Annotated in this window: 16 protein-coding genes; 15 read left to right on the top strand and 1 reads right to left on the bottom strand. The window is 28.3% G+C overall.

What is annotated here, in order from left to right:
* Window positions 1-9: 9 nt before the first annotated feature.
* Window positions 10-3,006, bottom strand: a complete 2,997-nt coding sequence (locus RATSFB_RS03945) for a transglycosylase domain-containing protein (protein ID WP_014094757.1) — start codon at window positions 3,004-3,006, stop codon at window positions 10-12.
* A 239-nt stretch (window positions 3,007-3,245) separates the two neighbouring features.
* Between RATSFB_RS03945 and hflX the strand changes: the two genes are divergently transcribed.
* The 15 genes from hflX (at window position 3,246) to secF (ending at window position 17,741) form a co-directional block, all read left to right on the top strand.
* Entirely contained in the window at window positions 3,246-5,075 is a 1,830-nt protein-coding gene (gene hflX / locus RATSFB_RS03940; RefSeq protein WP_014094756.1) for a GTPase HflX, read from the top strand.
* A 3-nt stretch (window positions 5,076-5,078) separates the two neighbouring features.
* Window positions 5,079-5,735 (top strand): YigZ family protein, encoded by a 657-nt coding sequence (locus RATSFB_RS03935; RefSeq protein ID WP_014094755.1) that lies wholly within the window; start codon window positions 5,079-5,081, stop codon window positions 5,733-5,735.
* Window positions 5,736-5,754: 19 nt separating this feature from the next.
* Window positions 5,755-6,090 carry a nucleotide pyrophosphohydrolase gene (locus RATSFB_RS03930; protein ID WP_014094754.1) on the top strand — a complete coding sequence of 112 codons (336 nt, stop codon included), beginning with the start codon at window positions 5,755-5,757 and terminating at the stop codon, window positions 6,088-6,090.
* A 12-nt stretch (window positions 6,091-6,102) separates the two neighbouring features.
* A complete protein-coding gene (locus RATSFB_RS03925; protein ID WP_014094753.1) occupies window positions 6,103-6,846 on the top strand; it encodes a YebC/PmpR family DNA-binding transcriptional regulator in 744 nt (247 codons plus the stop codon).
* 105 nt (window positions 6,847-6,951) lie between these two features.
* Window positions 6,952-7,524, top strand: coding sequence for a hypothetical protein (locus RATSFB_RS03920; protein ID WP_014094752.1), 573 nt, complete (start codon window positions 6,952-6,954; stop codon window positions 7,522-7,524).
* A gap of 92 nt (window positions 7,525-7,616) precedes the next feature.
* Window positions 7,617-8,216 carry a Holliday junction branch migration protein RuvA gene (ruvA, locus tag RATSFB_RS03915; protein ID WP_014094751.1) on the top strand — a complete coding sequence of 200 codons (600 nt, stop codon included), beginning with the start codon at window positions 7,617-7,619 and terminating at the stop codon, window positions 8,214-8,216.
* A gap of 4 nt (window positions 8,217-8,220) precedes the next feature.
* Entirely contained in the window at window positions 8,221-9,210 is a 990-nt protein-coding gene (gene ruvB / locus RATSFB_RS03910) for a Holliday junction branch migration DNA helicase RuvB (protein WP_014094750.1), read from the top strand.
* Window positions 9,211-9,223: 13 nt separating this feature from the next.
* Entirely contained in the window at window positions 9,224-10,246 is a 1,023-nt protein-coding gene (gene queA, locus RATSFB_RS03905) for a tRNA preQ1(34) S-adenosylmethionine ribosyltransferase-isomerase QueA (RefSeq protein WP_014094749.1), read from the top strand.
* 29 nt (window positions 10,247-10,275) lie between these two features.
* Window positions 10,276-11,403: a tRNA guanosine(34) transglycosylase Tgt gene (tgt, locus tag RATSFB_RS03900; protein WP_014094748.1), complete on the top strand. Its 1,128-nt coding sequence runs from the start codon at window positions 10,276-10,278 to the stop codon at window positions 11,401-11,403.
* A gap of 12 nt (window positions 11,404-11,415) precedes the next feature.
* Complete coding sequence (gene yajC / locus RATSFB_RS03895) at window positions 11,416-11,721, top strand: preprotein translocase subunit YajC (protein WP_014094747.1); 306 nt, start codon at window positions 11,416-11,418, stop codon at window positions 11,719-11,721.
* A 121-nt stretch (window positions 11,722-11,842) separates the two neighbouring features.
* Entirely contained in the window at window positions 11,843-13,771 is a 1,929-nt protein-coding gene (locus tag RATSFB_RS03890; protein WP_014094746.1) for a DUF4214 domain-containing protein, read from the top strand.
* Window positions 13,772-13,911: 140 nt separating this feature from the next.
* Entirely contained in the window at window positions 13,912-14,049 is a 138-nt protein-coding gene (gene scfA, locus RATSFB_RS03885) for a six-cysteine ranthipeptide SCIFF (RefSeq protein WP_044035543.1), read from the top strand.
* A 114-nt stretch (window positions 14,050-14,163) separates the two neighbouring features.
* Complete coding sequence (gene scfB, locus RATSFB_RS03880) at window positions 14,164-15,552, top strand: thioether cross-link-forming SCIFF peptide maturase (protein ID WP_014094744.1); 1,389 nt, start codon at window positions 14,164-14,166, stop codon at window positions 15,550-15,552.
* Between the two features lie 46 nt (window positions 15,553-15,598).
* Window positions 15,599-16,903 carry a protein translocase subunit SecD gene (gene secD / locus RATSFB_RS03875; RefSeq protein WP_014094743.1) on the top strand — a complete coding sequence of 435 codons (1,305 nt, stop codon included), beginning with the start codon at window positions 15,599-15,601 and terminating at the stop codon, window positions 16,901-16,903.
* On the top strand, window positions 16,881-17,741 hold the full coding sequence (gene secF / locus RATSFB_RS03870) for a protein translocase subunit SecF (protein ID WP_014094742.1): 861 nt from the start codon (window positions 16,881-16,883) through the stop codon (window positions 17,739-17,741). Before secD ends, secF begins: the two co-directional genes overlap by 23 nt.
* The last annotated feature ends 57 nt before the right edge of the window (window positions 17,742-17,798 follow it).

Below are 17,798 nucleotides of genomic sequence, written 5' to 3'. Positions count from 1 at the left end.
TTTAAAATTTTATCCGAAATCAAAATCAGCTGAATCTAGATTTTCATTTTGAGTATTTTCTGTTTCAGAATTATTTGTTGTATTTGATTGGTTTGTAGTTTCATTATTGTTATTGTTGTTGTTAATATTATTAGAATCATTCCCTACTTCAGGAGTTGGATTTGGTGTTGGAATAGTAGGAGTTTCTTCAATTATCGGTGGATCAAATTTATCTGTATTTGTAGGTGGCGGTGTAGTATTTGTATTGTTATCATCTGTAGGTGGAGTAGTTTCAGTATTATTGTCAGTAGGTGGCGGTGTAGTATTTGTATTGTTATTATCTGCAGGTGGAGTAGTTTCAGCATTATTGTCAGTAGGTGGTGGTGTAGTATTTGTGTTGTTATTATCTGTGTTGTTATTATCTGCAGGTGGAGTAGTTTCAGTATTATTGTCAGTAGGTGGTGGTGTAGTATTTGTGTTGTTATTATCTGCAGGTGGAGTAGTTTCAGTATTATTGTCAGTAGGTGGCGGTGTAGTATTTGTATTGTTATTATCTGCAGGTGGTTTAGTAGTATCGTTTTTATCAAACCACTCTTCATCTGGATCTACACCATCTTGGTTTAAATTATCATTATTGTCAGGTAATTCATATGATCCATCATCGTATACTTTTGGTGCAACATATTTTTGATCACTTAAATATACGCTAGGAGTATATTTTCTGTTTAAGAACACACGAGTTTCTTTTAAATATTCAGGAGTACTTGCCGTTGCTATAGCTCCCGTCAATGAGTTAATAGTTACAGGAACGTGTATATCACAAGTATGAGTTGGAACAGTTCCTTTTACAAATATCTCTGTATAAACTTTACTTCCTCTAGGATCAGAAGAACAATATGGACCAGCTAATAATCCTGATACACTACAAATATTTGCTGACACAATATCTTGAGGTCTTGGAATATCTATAGGTGGTAGTGATTCATGAGCTTTAGCCATAATCTTTCCAAATAATGCACTTGCAGTAGATCCACTAAAAGGTTTGTTACCATATTTATCTTTAAGTTCTGTTGGCTTATCTGCTCCAATCCAAATAGCTGCAGACATATAAGGAGTTGTACCTGCGAACCATAAATCTTTATTGTTTTCAGTTGTACCTGTTTTACCAACTACAGGTATGTCATTAAATTTAGCAGGTTTAGAAGAATATCTTTCAACAGGACCTTTTAATAAATCATACATTATATAAGCAGTTTCAGGAGAAACAACTTGAGTTTTATCAGGTTTGTTTTCTAATATTACTTTACCATTTTTATCTACAACATGAGTGTAAGTAATAGGTTCAGTTAAAACACCACCATTTGCAAAAACGCTAAATGCTGAAGCTAAAATTAGTGAGTTACCACCATCTATATCAGTAGGATCATTATTAAATTGTCCTAAAGCTAATGTTGCAATACTACTCTCTGACTTTTTGTTGTAATGTAATCCAAATTTTTTACCATAATCTAAAGAGTTTTTAATTCCAACTGTATCGACTATTTTTATAGCTGATAAGTTGATAGATCTCTCAAGTGAGTATCTAATATTTGTGTATCCTATAAAGTTATTTTTAACTTCATTTGTCGGATCCCATCCTTCGTATTTATCAGATAATTCCTTAGATAAAGGAGAATCTTCAACTCCTGTTCCAGCATGACCTAATTTTAAGTCAATAAGAGGAGTGTAGGCTGTTAATGGTTTTGCTGTTGATCCGATAGAACGTAAGAATTTATCAGATGCAGCTCTGTTATACGAATTAGCATCTTGAGTTCCACGTCCACCAATAATTGTTTTAACATGACCAGTCTTAAAATCAATAACAACAGCAGACATCTGAGGTTGAATTATTCCATTTTCATCTGTCCACTCAGATAAATTTATATAGTTTGTTGCATTATCAAGTATGTTTTGAGCATGATCTTGCAAAGTTTTATCCATTGTAGTATAAATTTTAAGCCCATCATTTCTTAAATGCAACTTAATTTCTTCATCTGTATATCCATAAACTTCTTTTAAATCTTTAGTTAATTCTTCAACTACAGGTCTAGCAAACCACTCATAATTATAACTATCATTAAATTTTTTGATATTGAAACCAATTTGATCGTTGTTTATTTCTTCGACAGCTTTGTTATAATCCTCTTGACCAACATATCCAAGTTCAAGCATTTTATTTAAAACTGTCAATGCCCTATTTTTATAAAATTGACTCTCTGAAGAATTAATAGCACTTGAGTAATATCTTGTAGGATGTTGAGTTGATCCAGCTAGAAAGGCGGATTGTGCAAGAGTAAGATCTTTTGCATTTTTGGAAAAATACTGCAACGCCCCAGCTTCAACACCGTATGCATTACCCCCTACAAATATTGTGTTTAAGTATATTTCTAATATTTGATCTTTTGTTAATTGCTTTTCTAATTCTAAAGCTAAATAAATTTCACGTATTTTTCTAACTATGGATACTTCGTTAGTTAAAATAGTATTTTTAATAACTTGTTGTGTTAATGTAGAAGCTCCATGTAATCCTGTCTGTTTGTTTAGAATTTTTTTGATGTCAGTTATTACTGCACCTATTATACGTTGCACATCTATACCAGAGTGTTGGTAAAACCTTTCATCTTCTATAGCTATAAATGCATTACGTAAATGAAGAGGTATTTCGTCTAATGAAATAACGTATCTTTTTTCAGCTTTTAATACTTCATCCATAAACTCGCCATTAGCATCAAATAGTTGAGATGCTTGATCAAGATCAGTAACGGCTTCTATAGTTAATGGAGGAGAAGTCTTAATTATTGCAAAAGTAAATCCAAAAACAGAAAGTGCACCAATTAAAAATACTGACAATATGAAAATTAAAAATGTTGTTAGAATTTTTTTTGATTTCTTACTATTTTTATTGTTAATATTATTCTGAATAGTTTTAGTCTTGTTGTCTTCATTATTTAAGTTTGAACTATTGCTAGAATTATTATTATTTGACATATATTCCTCCCAGTAAATTCTTGCTCCTTGTTTGATTATACAATCCCTTAAATTATATAACTATCAAAAAAAAATGTAAATATGGCAATATCGAAACAAATGAAAAATTCAAAGATATTAAAGATATTTGTAATTATTTTTTATTTGACTTATATTTTTAATTCTTTCATGAAATTAATAATCTATACTTTTACAATGAATAATTCTTGAAAAAATAATTATAGCTTAGGAGTGATTTTATGATACATGGTGATATTAGTGGCGTTAAAAAAAGTTATCTTAATGAACTTGAAAAGTTACATGATATTAAAACAGATAAAAATTTAATTATCAGTGAAGAAATTTTATATAAGGTATGTGAAATAAGTTTAAAAATTAATAAAGAGATATGCATTGTTTTAGAAAGGTCTGGAGTTGTTCATAGCATTTCAATTGGAACAAGTAGTGATGCCAAAATTCATATCGATTTGAAAGAGAAGAAAAAATTAAGTGGATGTAGGGTAATTCATACGCATTTAAATGCATCACCTAAATTATCAAATGTTGATATTGCTAGTTTAAAAAATTTGAGATTGGATGCTATATCAGCTGTTAATATTACGAATGAAAAATTATTTGATGGATTTTCAATAGGAGTGCTTGGAAATTATGGAGAAAATTATGAAGGAAATGGATATGAAGAATATATTTTTTCAGATTTAGAAAATTATTTGAATTTTGACATTTTTACAAAGATACAAGAGATAGAGAAAAATTTTAAACTTGAAATATATAAAAATAAAATTGAAGATAATTGCGTTTTGATAGGATGTGACACTTTAGAGAGTCTTGAAGAATTAAAAGAGTTGGCTTATGCTTGCAGTATAAATGTTGATGATACATTTTTTCAAAAAAGAGATAAGGCTGACTCGATGTATTACATAGGTAAGGGAAAGATTAAAGAAATAATAAATTCTATTTATCATAGAAACATAAAATTGTTGATTTTCGACGATGATTTATCAGGATCACAAATACGTGCTCTTGAAGAGATATCAGGAATTAGAGTTATAGATAGGACGACTTTAATTTTAGAAATATTTGCAAGAAGGGCGAAATCTAAAGTTTCTAAATATCAAGTTGAATTGGCTGTATTGAAGTACAAATATTCAAGACTTAGAGGATTAAATACTGATTTAAATAGAACGTCAGGTGGTATAGGCTTAAGAGGAGGATCAGGAGAAACTAAACTTGAAACGGATAGAAGATATATAAGAAGCAGAATTGATTATTTGAAGAAAGAAATTGAAAAAATAAAGTTAGAGAGAAGTGTACAAAGGGACGCAAGGATAAAGAACAATATACCACAAGTATCAATAGTAGGATATACAAATGCAGGTAAATCCACATTAAGAAATTATATTTATATGACATCTAATGAAGGTGAAACAGAGTTAGATAAAAAACTTGTGTTTGAAGCCGATATGTTATTTGCAACATTGGATACAACTGTCAGGAAGATTTTATTACCGAGAAAGACCATAATTTCTTTAACTGACACGGTTGGTTTCATTAAAAAATTGCCACATGATTTGGTGGATGCATTTAAATCGACATTGGAGGAGGTTATTTATAGTAATTTACTTTTGCATGTAGTAGATTCTTCTTCTAGTAATTTTGAAATTGAAATAGATACAACTGATAATGTTTTGAAAGAAATTGGAATTAAAAATTTAAATAGGATACTGATATTTAATAAAGTAGACAAATTAAAAGATGAGGAATTAGAGGAATTTAAAATAAAAATACACAGACTATATCCTAATGAAAAATCAATATTTATTTCTGCATTTAATGGATTTAACATAGATAGCTTATTGAACTTGATTGAGGAAACATTAAGCTTGGAATATAAAAACGTGTCATTATTGATTCCATACTCGGATTATTCAATATTAAACATTATCTATAAGGATTACAAAATTATACAAGAGAAACATTTGGATAATGGAACATTTGTTAATTTTGATGTACCAAAAAGTAAGCTAAATAGATTTAAAAAATATATTATTGAAGGTTTGGAGAATTAGAAATTGGATTACAAAACTATAATAGGTGAAACAGAATACAAGTTTGAAGAAAAGAAATCTATTTTTATAGGATACATTAAGCATATTGAGTCAGAATATGAGGCTAAAAAATTTATAGATGATATAAAGACTAAGCATCATGAAGCTAGGCACAATGTTTATGCTTATGTAATTGGTAATGATATGTTGATTCAAAGATATACAGATGATGGAGAGCCACGAGGTACGGCAGGAATACCAATAATAGAATTAATTAAGAAAAGAGGATTAACAGATATTATTGTTGTAGTAACAAGGTATTTCGGAGGAATTCTTTTAGGTGTTGGAGGATTGACTAGGGCTTATGTAAATGGTGCCAGTGGAGTGATCGATAAAGCGAAGATAGTTGATAGAGTTTTAGGTAAAGAAATCTCAATAATTGTTCCGTATGAGATTATTGGAAAATTACAGTACTTTTTTGATGTAAATAAAATTCATGTAGATAATGTTTTATATGAAGAAAAGGTTATATTTAAAGTTAGAATTGAAAAAATTATTGTAAATAAGCTTTTATCCGATATAACTGATCTAACTTCGAATAATTTTGATGTTGAAATTAGCGATGATGTTATGTATTTTAAAAATGAGGGAAGATATTTTTTAAATAATGAGATTCAATAATAAATTAGGAGAATTAATTATGGAGTTAAATGATTCAAGAGTTAATCTAGAAGAGCTGAAAATAATAATAAAAAATTTCGAGTCAGAACGTGGATGGGATAAGTTTAGGAATCCTAAAGATCTTAGCATGAGTATAGCAATCGAAGCAGCAGAACTTATGGAAATATTTCAGTGGGATACAACCGACGAAGCAAATAACATTAAAAATAGCGATAAATTTGAACATTTCTGTGAAGAATTAGCAGATGTTATGATATATTCAATTTCTTTGGCTAATAGCTTGGATATTGATTTGTACAAGAATATAATGGAAAAATTACGTAAAAATTCTATAAAATATCCTAAGAAAAAATAAGGAGGAGAAATAATGTCAGGACATAGTAAATGGCATAATATACAAGCGAGAAAGAGTAAAGTTGATTCGAAAAGATCAAAAATTTTCACAAAACTTGTAAAAGAGATATCTGTTGCAGCGAAAATGGGAGGATCAAGTATCGAAGGAAATTCGAAACTTAAAGATGCTATAGAAAAGGCACAATATAATAATATTCCTAAAGAAACAATAGAGAGAGCTATTAAGAAAGGGGCAGGAGAATTAAGCGGGGATAATTATGAAAATTTAGTTTACGAAGGCTATGGACCATTTGGAGTTGCAGTCATAGTTAAAGCGTTGACCGATAATAAAAATAGAACTGCAGGTAATGTAAGACATATATTTTCTAAATTTTCTGGAAATCTTGGATCTAGTGGTTGTGTCAGTTATATGTTTAAAGAAGTTGGTGAGATTGTAGTCGATAGTTCTCAAGATATTAGTGAAGATGAGATAATGGAAATTGCTTTTAATTGTGGTGCTGATGATTTTCAAACTCACGAAAGTGATAATGTTTATGTAATTAAGAGTAGTGTTGAAAATTTTAAAAAAATAAAGGAGGAGCTTGAATCTGAAAATATTGATTTTTTAGAAGCTGAAGTAATGTTGCAAGCAGATACAAATGTTTTTTTGGATTCTGATGAGAAAATTAATATAATAGAAAAGTTTATAGATGCATTAGAAGATGATGATGATGTTCAAGAAGTTTTTTGTAATGCAGAATATGAAATTGATAATTAAAAATTTAAAGTGTATTAAATCTTCAATACACTTTTTTCATTTTTTATCTAAATATGTATAAAAATTAAATATTTTATACATAATCCTAACAAGGAGTGAGAAAGAATGAAAAATAAATTTTTAAATAACAAAAACAATTTCATAATACTGGGAATAATTTGTATATCTATATTAGTTTTTTTAAGTGCTTACATGATAACATATAAAAATATTAATTTTAAAGGTGACACTAACTTTGTTAATAAGAATAGTTATGAAACAATATCTAAAAATGGAACTAGAGATCTTGTTATAGTAACTCAAAATGATGATGGGGAGTTTATGGAAAAAAATAGAATAAAGTTAGAGTTAACGGATATTAATAAAATTCTTACGGATATGTATTCTATGGATAAGTATGATATAGTTGATTTCAATGATAAATCTATCATCTTAAAAGAAAAGGATACAAACAATTTTAATCCCAATATGTACTATATAGGAGAGAAAAATGGATATATAACTGTATTTAAATCAGATAAAAATGGAAAATTATTTATTGAAAATGAAAAAATAGATATAAGTAGTAAGAAAGTAGATTCTTTACCTGCGATAGACAGAAATTTGGTATTAAATTATCAATTAACTTCAGAAAACAGGGATGAAATGCAGTACATATTGAGTGAACTTGAAACTTAGCCAATTTAATTAAGTTTAGTTGAAAAAAGTTATTACGAGTGTTAAATTAATATTAAAATAATTAATTTCAAAATTTGAAAAGGTTATGATGTATGTACGAGTATATAGAGGGAATTTATAAAGGTTTAAATAAAGACTATGTAATTATAGAAAATAATGGTATAGGATATAAAATTTTTACATCGGGAAATAGTATTTGCTCGATGCCAGATATAGATAAAAAGATTAAACTTTACGTTGAACAAATAGTTAGAGAAGATTTTATAGGTTTGTATGGGTTTATAAATCATGATGAATTAGATATGTTTTTAAAATTAATAAATATAAGTGGAATCGGAGCTAAAGCTGCTTTGTCAATATTGTCGATTAATACTGTTGATACACTTAAAGAGGCTATTTATTATTCTGATGAATCTATGTTGATGAAAGCAAATGGTGTTGGAAAAAAAACAGCACAGCGAATAATACTTGAATTAAAGGATAAGATTGTGCTAGGAAGTTATGATAAGGTGAGTGAAATTATTGTTGATCACAAATCCAATGATATTTTATCCGAATCGAAGGAGGCGTTATTATCTTTGGGGTTTGATGATAAAAGTGTAAATAAAGTGTTAAATGAAGTAGTGAAAAAATTTCCTTATGAGCCGCTGGAATTTATAATAAAAGAGTGCTTGAAAAATTTAATGAGGTGATGTTATGGATGACAGATTGGTTAACACATCATTTTCTATAAATGATTCAAAAGAATATAGTTTAAGACCTGTAAGCTTTGATGAATATATAGGACAGGGTAAGGTTAAGAATAATTTAAAAGTGTTTATTGAAGCAGCCAATATTAGAGGTGACTCATTAGATCATGTTTTATTTTATGGTCCACCTGGACTTGGTAAAACTACGCTTGCTACCATTATTTCTAAAGAAATGAATAGTAACATTAAGATAACCTCAGCTCCCGCTATAGAAAAAATAGGAGATTTAGCAGCAATATTAACATCTCTTGAAGAGAAGGAAGTACTGTTTATAGATGAAATACATAGATTGAGTCGTACGGTTGAAGAAATTTTATATAGTGCCATGGAAGATTATGCCCTGGATATAATTATTGGTAAAGGTCCACAAGCTAAATCGATAAGAATAGATTTAGCTAGGTTTACTTTAGTCGGAGCAACTACTAGATTGGGACTTTTAACGCCCCCTTTGAGAGATAGATTTGGTGTATTACTGGCAATGGATTATTATACAAATGATGAGTTGAGGGAAATAATAGTTAGGTCATCTCGAATTTTATTTATTGATATAACTGATGAGGCAGCTATTGAAATAGCGAAACGTTCTCGAGGTACGCCAAGGGTTGCTAATAGAATTTTAAAAAGAGTTCGTGACTTTGCACAAGTTAAAAAAAACAATTTTGTTGATCTAGAATTGGTTAGATATGCATTAGATCTTTTGGAAATCGATGAGTTTGGACTAGATAAAATAGATAGGAGAATTTTATATGCTTTAGTTTTTAATTTTAAAGGAGGACCTACAGGGATTGAAACTATAGCACATTTCTTGTCAGAAGAAACCAGCACTTTGGAAGATGTTTATGAACCTTTTCTTATACAACAAGGTTTTATTATTAGAACATCAAGAGGTAGAGTAGCAACTGATAAGACTTACAAATATTTTAATATTAATAGATAATATGAGGTAATTTATGGATATAGCTTTATTTGATTTTGATTTACCAGAAAGACTTATAGCCCAGAAACCATTAAAGAACAGAGATGCATCTAAGTTAATGGTTGTTGATAGAAAGAACGGAAATATTGTACATAGTGAGTTTGTAAATGTAATTAATTATATGAATAAAGATGATGTATTGGTTTTAAATGATACGAGAGTTTTTCCGGCTAGAATTTATGGAGAAAGCAGTTATGGTGGAAAGATAGAAGTTCTATTAGTTAAAAATATAGAAGGTAAAATTTGGGAAGTTATGTGTAAACCTGGGAAGAGAGCTTTAGTTGGCAAAAAATTTCATTTTATAAATGGTAAAATTGAAATGGAAGTAATAGGTATAAATCCAGATGGTAATAGGATTGTTAATTTTACTTATGATGGGGAAATATATGATATTTTAAATAAAAATGGAACCATTCCATTACCACCATACATAAAAGATGTGTTGGAAGATAAAGAAAAGTATCAAACTGTTTATTCGAATAAAATAGGATCAATTGCTGCTCCTACAGCAGGACTCCATTTTACAAATGAATTATTGCTTAAAATAAGAAATAAAGGTGTAAAAATTGTATATATAACTTTGCATGTTGGATTGGGTACTTTTTTGCCAGTTAAGACAAATGATATAGATAATCATAATATGCACTCTGAGTATTATGAAATTAGCAATGAAGCTGCGGAGTTTATTAATTTAGCAAAATCTAAAGGAAATAAAATTGTATCTGTTGGAACTACAACTGTTAGGGTACTTGAAACTGTATTTAGTAAAAATGGTAAATGTGTAGGAGAAAAGGGATATACAGATATTTTTATAAAACCTGGATATAAGTTTAGCGCTGTTGACTCTCTAATAACTAATTTTCATTTACCTAAATCTACGCTTATTATATTAATTAGTGCATTTTATAACAGAGAAAAAATATTGACTGCTTATGAAGAAGCAATATTAAATGAGTATCGATTTTTTAGTTTTGGTGATAGTATGATTATAATTTAATCCAGATATGTTTTTTGAGAGGAGTATTTATGTATAAATTATTGAATGTAGATGGTAGGGCTAGACGTGGTGAATTTAAGACAGTACATGGTACAATTCAAACGCCGGTTTTCATGAATGTTGGTACGCAAGGGGTTGTTAAAGGTGCAGTTTCAACTATGGATTTAAATAAAATAGATTGTCAAGTTGAATTATCCAATACATATCATTTGCATCTTAGACCTGGTGATGAAAATATAAAAAAAATGGGAGGACTACATAAATTTATTAATTGGAACAAACCAATTTTAACTGATTCTGGTGGTTTTCAAATTTTTTCACTTTCTAAATTTAGAAAAATAACAGAAGAGCGAGTAGAGTTTAATTCACACTTAGATGGCAAAAAAATTTTTATTGGACCAGAAGAGAGTATGAAAATACAAAGTAATTTGGCTTCTACAATAGCGATGGCATTTGATGAGTGTATACCAAATCCTTCCGAAAGAAGTTATGTTATTGATTCTGTTTTTCGTACTACTAGATGGCTAAAGAGATGTATTGCTGAAATGGACAGGTTAAATAAGATGGATGATACCATTAATCCTAATCAACTTTTATTTGGAATTAATCAAGGTGGTGTATATTCTGATATAAGAATTGAACATGCTAAACAAATTTCCGATTTAGATTTGCCTGGGTATGCTATAGGTGGATTGGCAGTTGGTGAAACGAAAGAAGAAATGTATCATATTATAGATGAAGTAGTTCCATATTTACCAAAACATAAGCCAATATATTTAATGGGTGTAGGTACTCCTGAAAATATTTTAGAATCGATATATAGAGGTGTTGATTTCTTTGATTGTGTTTTGCCAGCAAGGAATGGGAGGCATGGACAACTTTTTACTAGTACAGGCAAAATAAATTTAATTAATAAAAAATTTGAACTTGATGATAGACCTATTGATGAAAAATGTTCTTGTGAGGCATGTGAAAATTATTCTAGAGCATACATACGTCATCTATTTAAATCTAAGGAAATGTTATCCATGAGATTATGTGTATTGCATAATTTGAATTTTTATAATAAACTATTAGAAGAGAGTAGAAAAGCTATTGAATTAAATCAATTCTCTAATTTCAAGAATCAAAAGTTTAGAGAATGGGGAATACACTAAAAGGAGATTTTTATGAGTTCTTTTGTTAACCTACTTATACCTATAGGGTTTTTAATAATTTTATATGTAATAATGATACTTCCAGAAACAAGAAGAAGAAAGAAGTATCAATCAATGTTGGATAATATAAAAGTTAATGATAAGGTTGTTACTAGAGGTGGAATTGTTGCTAAAGTTATTTCAATAGATAATGATAAAAATGAAGTGGTTTTAGAAACAGGTCCAGATAAAACAAGATTAACTTTTTTGAAAAATTCTATAGGAACGATTGCTTCAGAATCTATAGAAAAAATTGAAAATGAGTCTAATAATGCGTAACACAGAAGGGAAAGTTAATTCAGGCTTTCCTTTTTTTATTTATATTTTCAGCATACATTGTAATTATAAATAAAAAATGTTACAATAGTATCAATTTTTATTATAAGGAGATATTGATTAAATGTTATTTAAAAAAATATCAAAGTTACTTTTAAGTGTTATGGTTGGACTAGTTTTAGTACCTAATTCTATTAATGTTATGGCTAGTGAAGTTGCAAATAATATGCAAAATTCTGTTGTTTCAAAGAATAAAAATGATAGAAATCCTTCAGAATCAAAACCAATAGAAATTACATCTGAAACAAGTGAAGAAGATTTTATTAAAGGAATAAATGACAATGGGTCTTTGATTATAATAGGACAAGTTAAATTAACTAAAAAAATTGTTGATGCTATTGAAGAAAAAACAAAAAAAGAAGAACTTGTAGAGATCTTAATTAGTAATAATAGTTCCTTAGTAATAGGTGATGATGTTACTAGTTTAAATGTTAATGATTTATTAGAAGTAACAAGAGATGATGAAGTGAAAGGTCCTTTAATAAGAATAGAAACTAATAATCCTTTAAATATTAGTGGGATGTTGGTTTCAAATAAGGATTTAAATGAACCGATGTTTGATATAGCTTCTAATACACAAGTTACATTTAATTCATGTAAATTTAATGAGGGTATTTTGAATCTTGATCAATTGAAAGACGGAATTAAATTTGATTTTACAAGTAAAGTTATTGGACAAGATTCTATAACTTTATCTGGTTTATTAAATACATCTATTGAATTGGATAATTTGGATGTTCAAATTACAATTGGACATATAGCTATTTCACAGCAAGCAATGGAACAAACGGCTAAAGTTGACAAAATAGGTAATGGTGAATATAAAATTGAAGACTTAACTTTTAACGATTTACAAAGTGGATACAGTTGTTTTGTTGGTATTGCTCTTAAAGGTACAGATAAACAAAATAATGAATATTTTATAAGTGAAGCAGATGGATTATTAGATATTACGTTTAATACACAACTTAATACATTTAATTTTGAAAGGTCAAGACTTGATTCAAATAGTGTAACTTTTGATGTTTTTTTTGGAACAAATGGTAATGATAAAAATGGGAATAAACAATATCCGTTAACTCTTGAGATTAGAGAAGAATCTGGAACTGTTAAGGAAAAACTTGTTTTAGACGGAGCAGAACATAAAAAGCAATCATATACGATAAATAATTTATCTCAAAATACAAATTATATTGCTGCTTTATTTGATAATTTGGGTAATGAAATTTCTAGACAAACATTTAAAACTTTAGAATCAAGCTCTGGAACATCTTCTAATAATATGACTAATAATAAAACTGAGATATTAAGTATAACATCTACTGATATAACTAGGTCAGATATATCAGATACAAGTATTTCAATTCTTTTAAGCAACCAAACTTTAATAGATAGATTTAAGAAAGCTAAAGATATTTCTATTAATACTAAAGGAATAAAAGTATCATTTGATGGTACATCTAGACTTAAATTAGAAGGACTTGTTCCAAGTAAGATATACAAAAATCTTACTATAACTTATAAGGATGAAAATTCTGTTAATCAAACTATTGATATATCACAGTTCAAAACAAAAGGTGGTATTGATAAAGTAAGAGATTTTGTAGCTGAAGTATATGGAAATGCTTTAGATAGAGATGCTGATGAGGTGGGATTTGCTTATTGGGTAAATGAAATTGGAAATAAGACTGTATCACCTAAAAGTTTTGTAATAAACCTCTTATCTGAGAATGAATTTACTAATAAAAACAAAACAGTTGATGATAAAATAAAAGGTCTTTATCGAGTGATAGTTAATCGTGAGCCTGATGATGCTGGATTTGAATTTTGGACTAATCGTTATAAAGAGTTATTTGCTGAAGAAAATGATGATTCATCAGTCTTAATTAAGATTGCAAACGAAATGGTAAATTCAGATGAGTTTGATAAAAAAGTGAAATTTTTATTTGATGATTCTAATCCACAATCTACTACAGAAACAGAAAAGATTTAATAGATAAAATTGTAATAAGGTTCGATAGTAATATTTAATTCTATCGAACTTTTTATATAGTTTTATGAAAATAATAATTCTAGATGTAAAGAATTAAATATGTTATAATTTTGGGGAGTTTATTTTTGGAGGTAATTTTAGTGAAACATATTAAAATTTTAGTTAAAAATACTATAAAAGATACTATAAAAGATACAAATTGTAAAGAATGTGCAAATTCTTGCCAATCTGCGTGTAAGACCTCTTGTACAGTAGCAAATATAGTTTGTGAAAAATAATTGAGCATAAATTACAATTTGTCAACCTATATGACAGATAATTTTTGGAAGTATTGAAATAGGCTGATTTGATCGGTCTATTTATTTTTTATATGATTACGGAGGTAAAGTATTATGGAATTGATTCACAAATTTTTTATAGATGATTTAAGATATGTTTTAGATGTTAACACAGGATCTCTTATGGAAATTGATGAAATTACTTATGATGTATTGGGATCGGACAAGCCACTTACATTAAATGAAGCTATGGACAAATTTGGAGATAAATACTTAAAACAAGATTTAGATGAAGTTTTATTAGAGATACAAGAATTGATTAATGATAATGTTTTGTATACGAAAGATATGTATGAAGAGAAGGTAAGAATAAATAATGAGCAAGAATATATGAAAGCAATGTGCTTAAATGTCGTTCATGATTGTAATTTAAAGTGTAAATATTGTTTTGCAGATGAAGGCGAATATAAAGGAAAAAGAGAAATAATGACTCTAGATGTTGCTAAGAGAGCGTTAGATTTTTTGATAAGCCAAAGTGGTCCAAGATATAACATCGAAGTTGATTTATTTGGTGGTGAACCACTTATGGCATTTGATATGATAAAGAAATTAGTAGAATACGCAAGAAGTATAGAGAAGAAAGTTAATAAAAACATAAGATTTACACTAACAACAAATGGAATTTTATTAAACGATGAAATTAGTGAATATTTAAATAAAAATATGAAAAATATAATATTGTCAATAGATGGTAGAAAAGAAGTTAATGACAATATGAGATTGACAGCGGTAGGAACTGGGTCTTACGATATTATAATTGATAAGATTAAGAAACTTGTAGATGGGAGAGAGGAAGGTCAGGAATACTATGTAAGAGGCACTTATACGCATCAAAATTTAGATTTTTCAAATGATTTTTTACATTTAGTTGATAAAGGATTTAAGGAAATTTCTCTTGAACCAGTTGTTGTAAAAGAAAATGAGGAAATATCCATACGCTTTGAAGATTTAGAACAAATTTATGATGAGTATGATAAAATTTATAGATATTTGAGAGATTCTATTGATGAAGGTAAAAAGGTTAATTTTTATCATTATAATATAAATTTACAAGGAGGTCCTTGTGTATACAAAAGAGTTTCTGCATGTGGTGCTGGATTCGAATATATAGCTGTTACTCCAAGTGGTGATATTTATCCATGCCATCAATTTGTTGGTAAGAGAGAGTTTGTTATTGGAAATATAAATTCTTTGTATAAGGATAAAATATCAGAACCCCAAATTATAAATGAATTTAAAGAAGCTAATATATATAAAAAGGAAGATTGTAATAAGTGTTGGGCTAGATTTTATTGTAGTGGAGGATGTCAGGCTAATAATCATGAATTTACAAATTCTATATTAAATCCATATAAAATAGGATGTAAGTTACAGAAAAAAAGAATTGAAATGGCTATAGCATTAAAAGCATATGAAAAGTCTAAGGAAAAAGTGACTAGTTAATAAAATTATTATTACTATAGGATAAGTCTATTTGAGGAGGTACATTGTGAAAAAAGATAAACTTACTTCGAAAGGATCCTCACTATTTATTTTTATTTTAGTGTTATTATTATTTTTATTTTGTACATTTTGGGGATTTAAGGGATTTGAAATTTTAGGATACAAATTTAAGAATTTTAATGATTCTATACTAAAGGGATTAGATCTTCAGGGTGGAGTTTCTGTTTTACAAGAAATAGTTGATGAAAATGTAACCAAAGAAACACTTCAAAATACTAGAGAGTTATTATCTTTAAGAGTTAATAAATTTGGACTGAGCGAACCTGTTGTTACTATAGAGGGAAGTAATCGTATAAGAATTGATCTTGCGGGTGAATTTGATTCTAATGATATAGTTAAAACTCTGACATCTACGGGTCAATTAAATTTTAAAGATGAAGAAGGAAATGTACTGCTCACTGGTAGCGATGTTAAAAATGCTACTGCAGTTTTAACGCAAGATGGGAAAGCAATAATACAACTAAAATTTACTGATGAAGGCACGAAAAAATTTGCTGAAGCCACAGGTAAAAATATAAATAAAATTATAGAAATAAGTATGGACGACCAGATATTAACAAAGCCTGTGGTTAATACTCAAATAACTGATGGAGAAGCAGTAATAGAAGGATCAATGAGTTTTGAAGAGGCTAATAAAATTGCAAGTATTATTCAATCAGGAGCATTGCCAGTTACACTTAATACTATATCTGTGAATAAGGTTGGTCCGACATTAGGAGCAGAATCTCTTCCAAATACAATAAAGGCTGGTTTAATAGGATTTGTTTTTATATTAATCATTATGTTTATTAGATATAGATTTCCTGGAATTATTTCCGTATTTTCTTTAGCGATATATATGATCTTGTTTTTATTTGTATTTGCAATTATAGGTGCTGTACTGACATTGCCAGGTATAGCTGGTATATTATTAACTTTGGGAATGGCTATTGATTCTAATATTTTGATATTTGAGAGAATAAGGGAAGAATTAACAAAGGGAAAGTCAGTTAAAGTATCTATCAAAATCGGTTTTGATAAGGCTATGAATTCTATCCTAGACTCTAACATTACAACTATAATAGCAGGTCTAGTTTTATATTTTATTGGTACAGGTAGTGTAAAAGGTTTTGCAACAACTCTACTAATAGGTATAGTTCTAAGTATGTTTAGTTCTATAGTTATAACTAGATTTTTGATTAAGCTTTTCTATAATATGGGATTAAGATCTAAGAGGAGCTACGGATTTGATGAAAATGAACATAAGAAAAGTAAAGGAGTGATTATAGATGAACATAATGAAAAAATATAAAATATGGTTTTCTATATCTATAATTACCGTATTAATCGGTGTTGCTATGTTTTTTTATAGAGGAATAAATATAGGTATTGATTTTGTTGGCGGAACAACGGTATTAATAGATATTGGAAAAGAGTTTGATAAGTCAGAAGTGGATGAAATATTAGCAAAATATTCTCAAGATGCTGTTTCAAAAAAGATTAATGGAACTCAAGTTGAAGTTAGGAGTAAAAATTTTGAAACTGATAAAGTTGTTAGTTTTTTTAATGAACTTAAAACAAAATATTCATTAGAGGATTCAAATTTATTACATCAAACTGAAATAAGTGGATCAATAGGAAAAGAACTTACTTTAAGAGCTTTGATAGCCCTGGCAATAGCCACATTAGGAATGCTTATTTATATAATTATTAGATTTGAAATTTATTTTGGTATCGCTGCAATAATAGCATTGATACATGATGTTTTGATAACATTAAGTGCATATTCTATATTTATGGTTCCGATAAATTCTCCATTTATAGCATCAGTATTAACGATAGTTGGATATTCAATTAATGACACTATAGTTATATTTGATAGAATAAGAGAAAATAGGAAATTGCATACAGGAAAATCTAATGACTATATTGCAAATTTGAGTATAAAGCAAAGTTTAGTTAGATGTATTAATACATCTGTTACAACTATTATCATAGTGCTTTGTGTTTATATTTTTGTACCTAGTGTAAGGGAATTTTCATTTCCCATATTAATTGGAATAATTTCAGGCACATATTCGTCTATCTTTATTGCTACACCGTTATGGGTAATGTTGGCTTCTAAAGGAAATAGAAAATTAAATAAATAAATGTTAAATTGTAGATAGATTATTTGATAGTCGATAATCTATCTATTATTTTTGTTA

Origin of the sequence: Candidatus Arthromitus sp. SFB-rat-Yit, from assembly GCF_000283555.1 — a bacterium.
GTDB lineage: Bacteria > Bacillota > Clostridia > Clostridiales > Clostridiaceae > Dwaynesavagella.
Note: the sequence above shows the minus strand (reverse complement) of the source record. Positions and strands in the feature narration are given on the sequence as shown.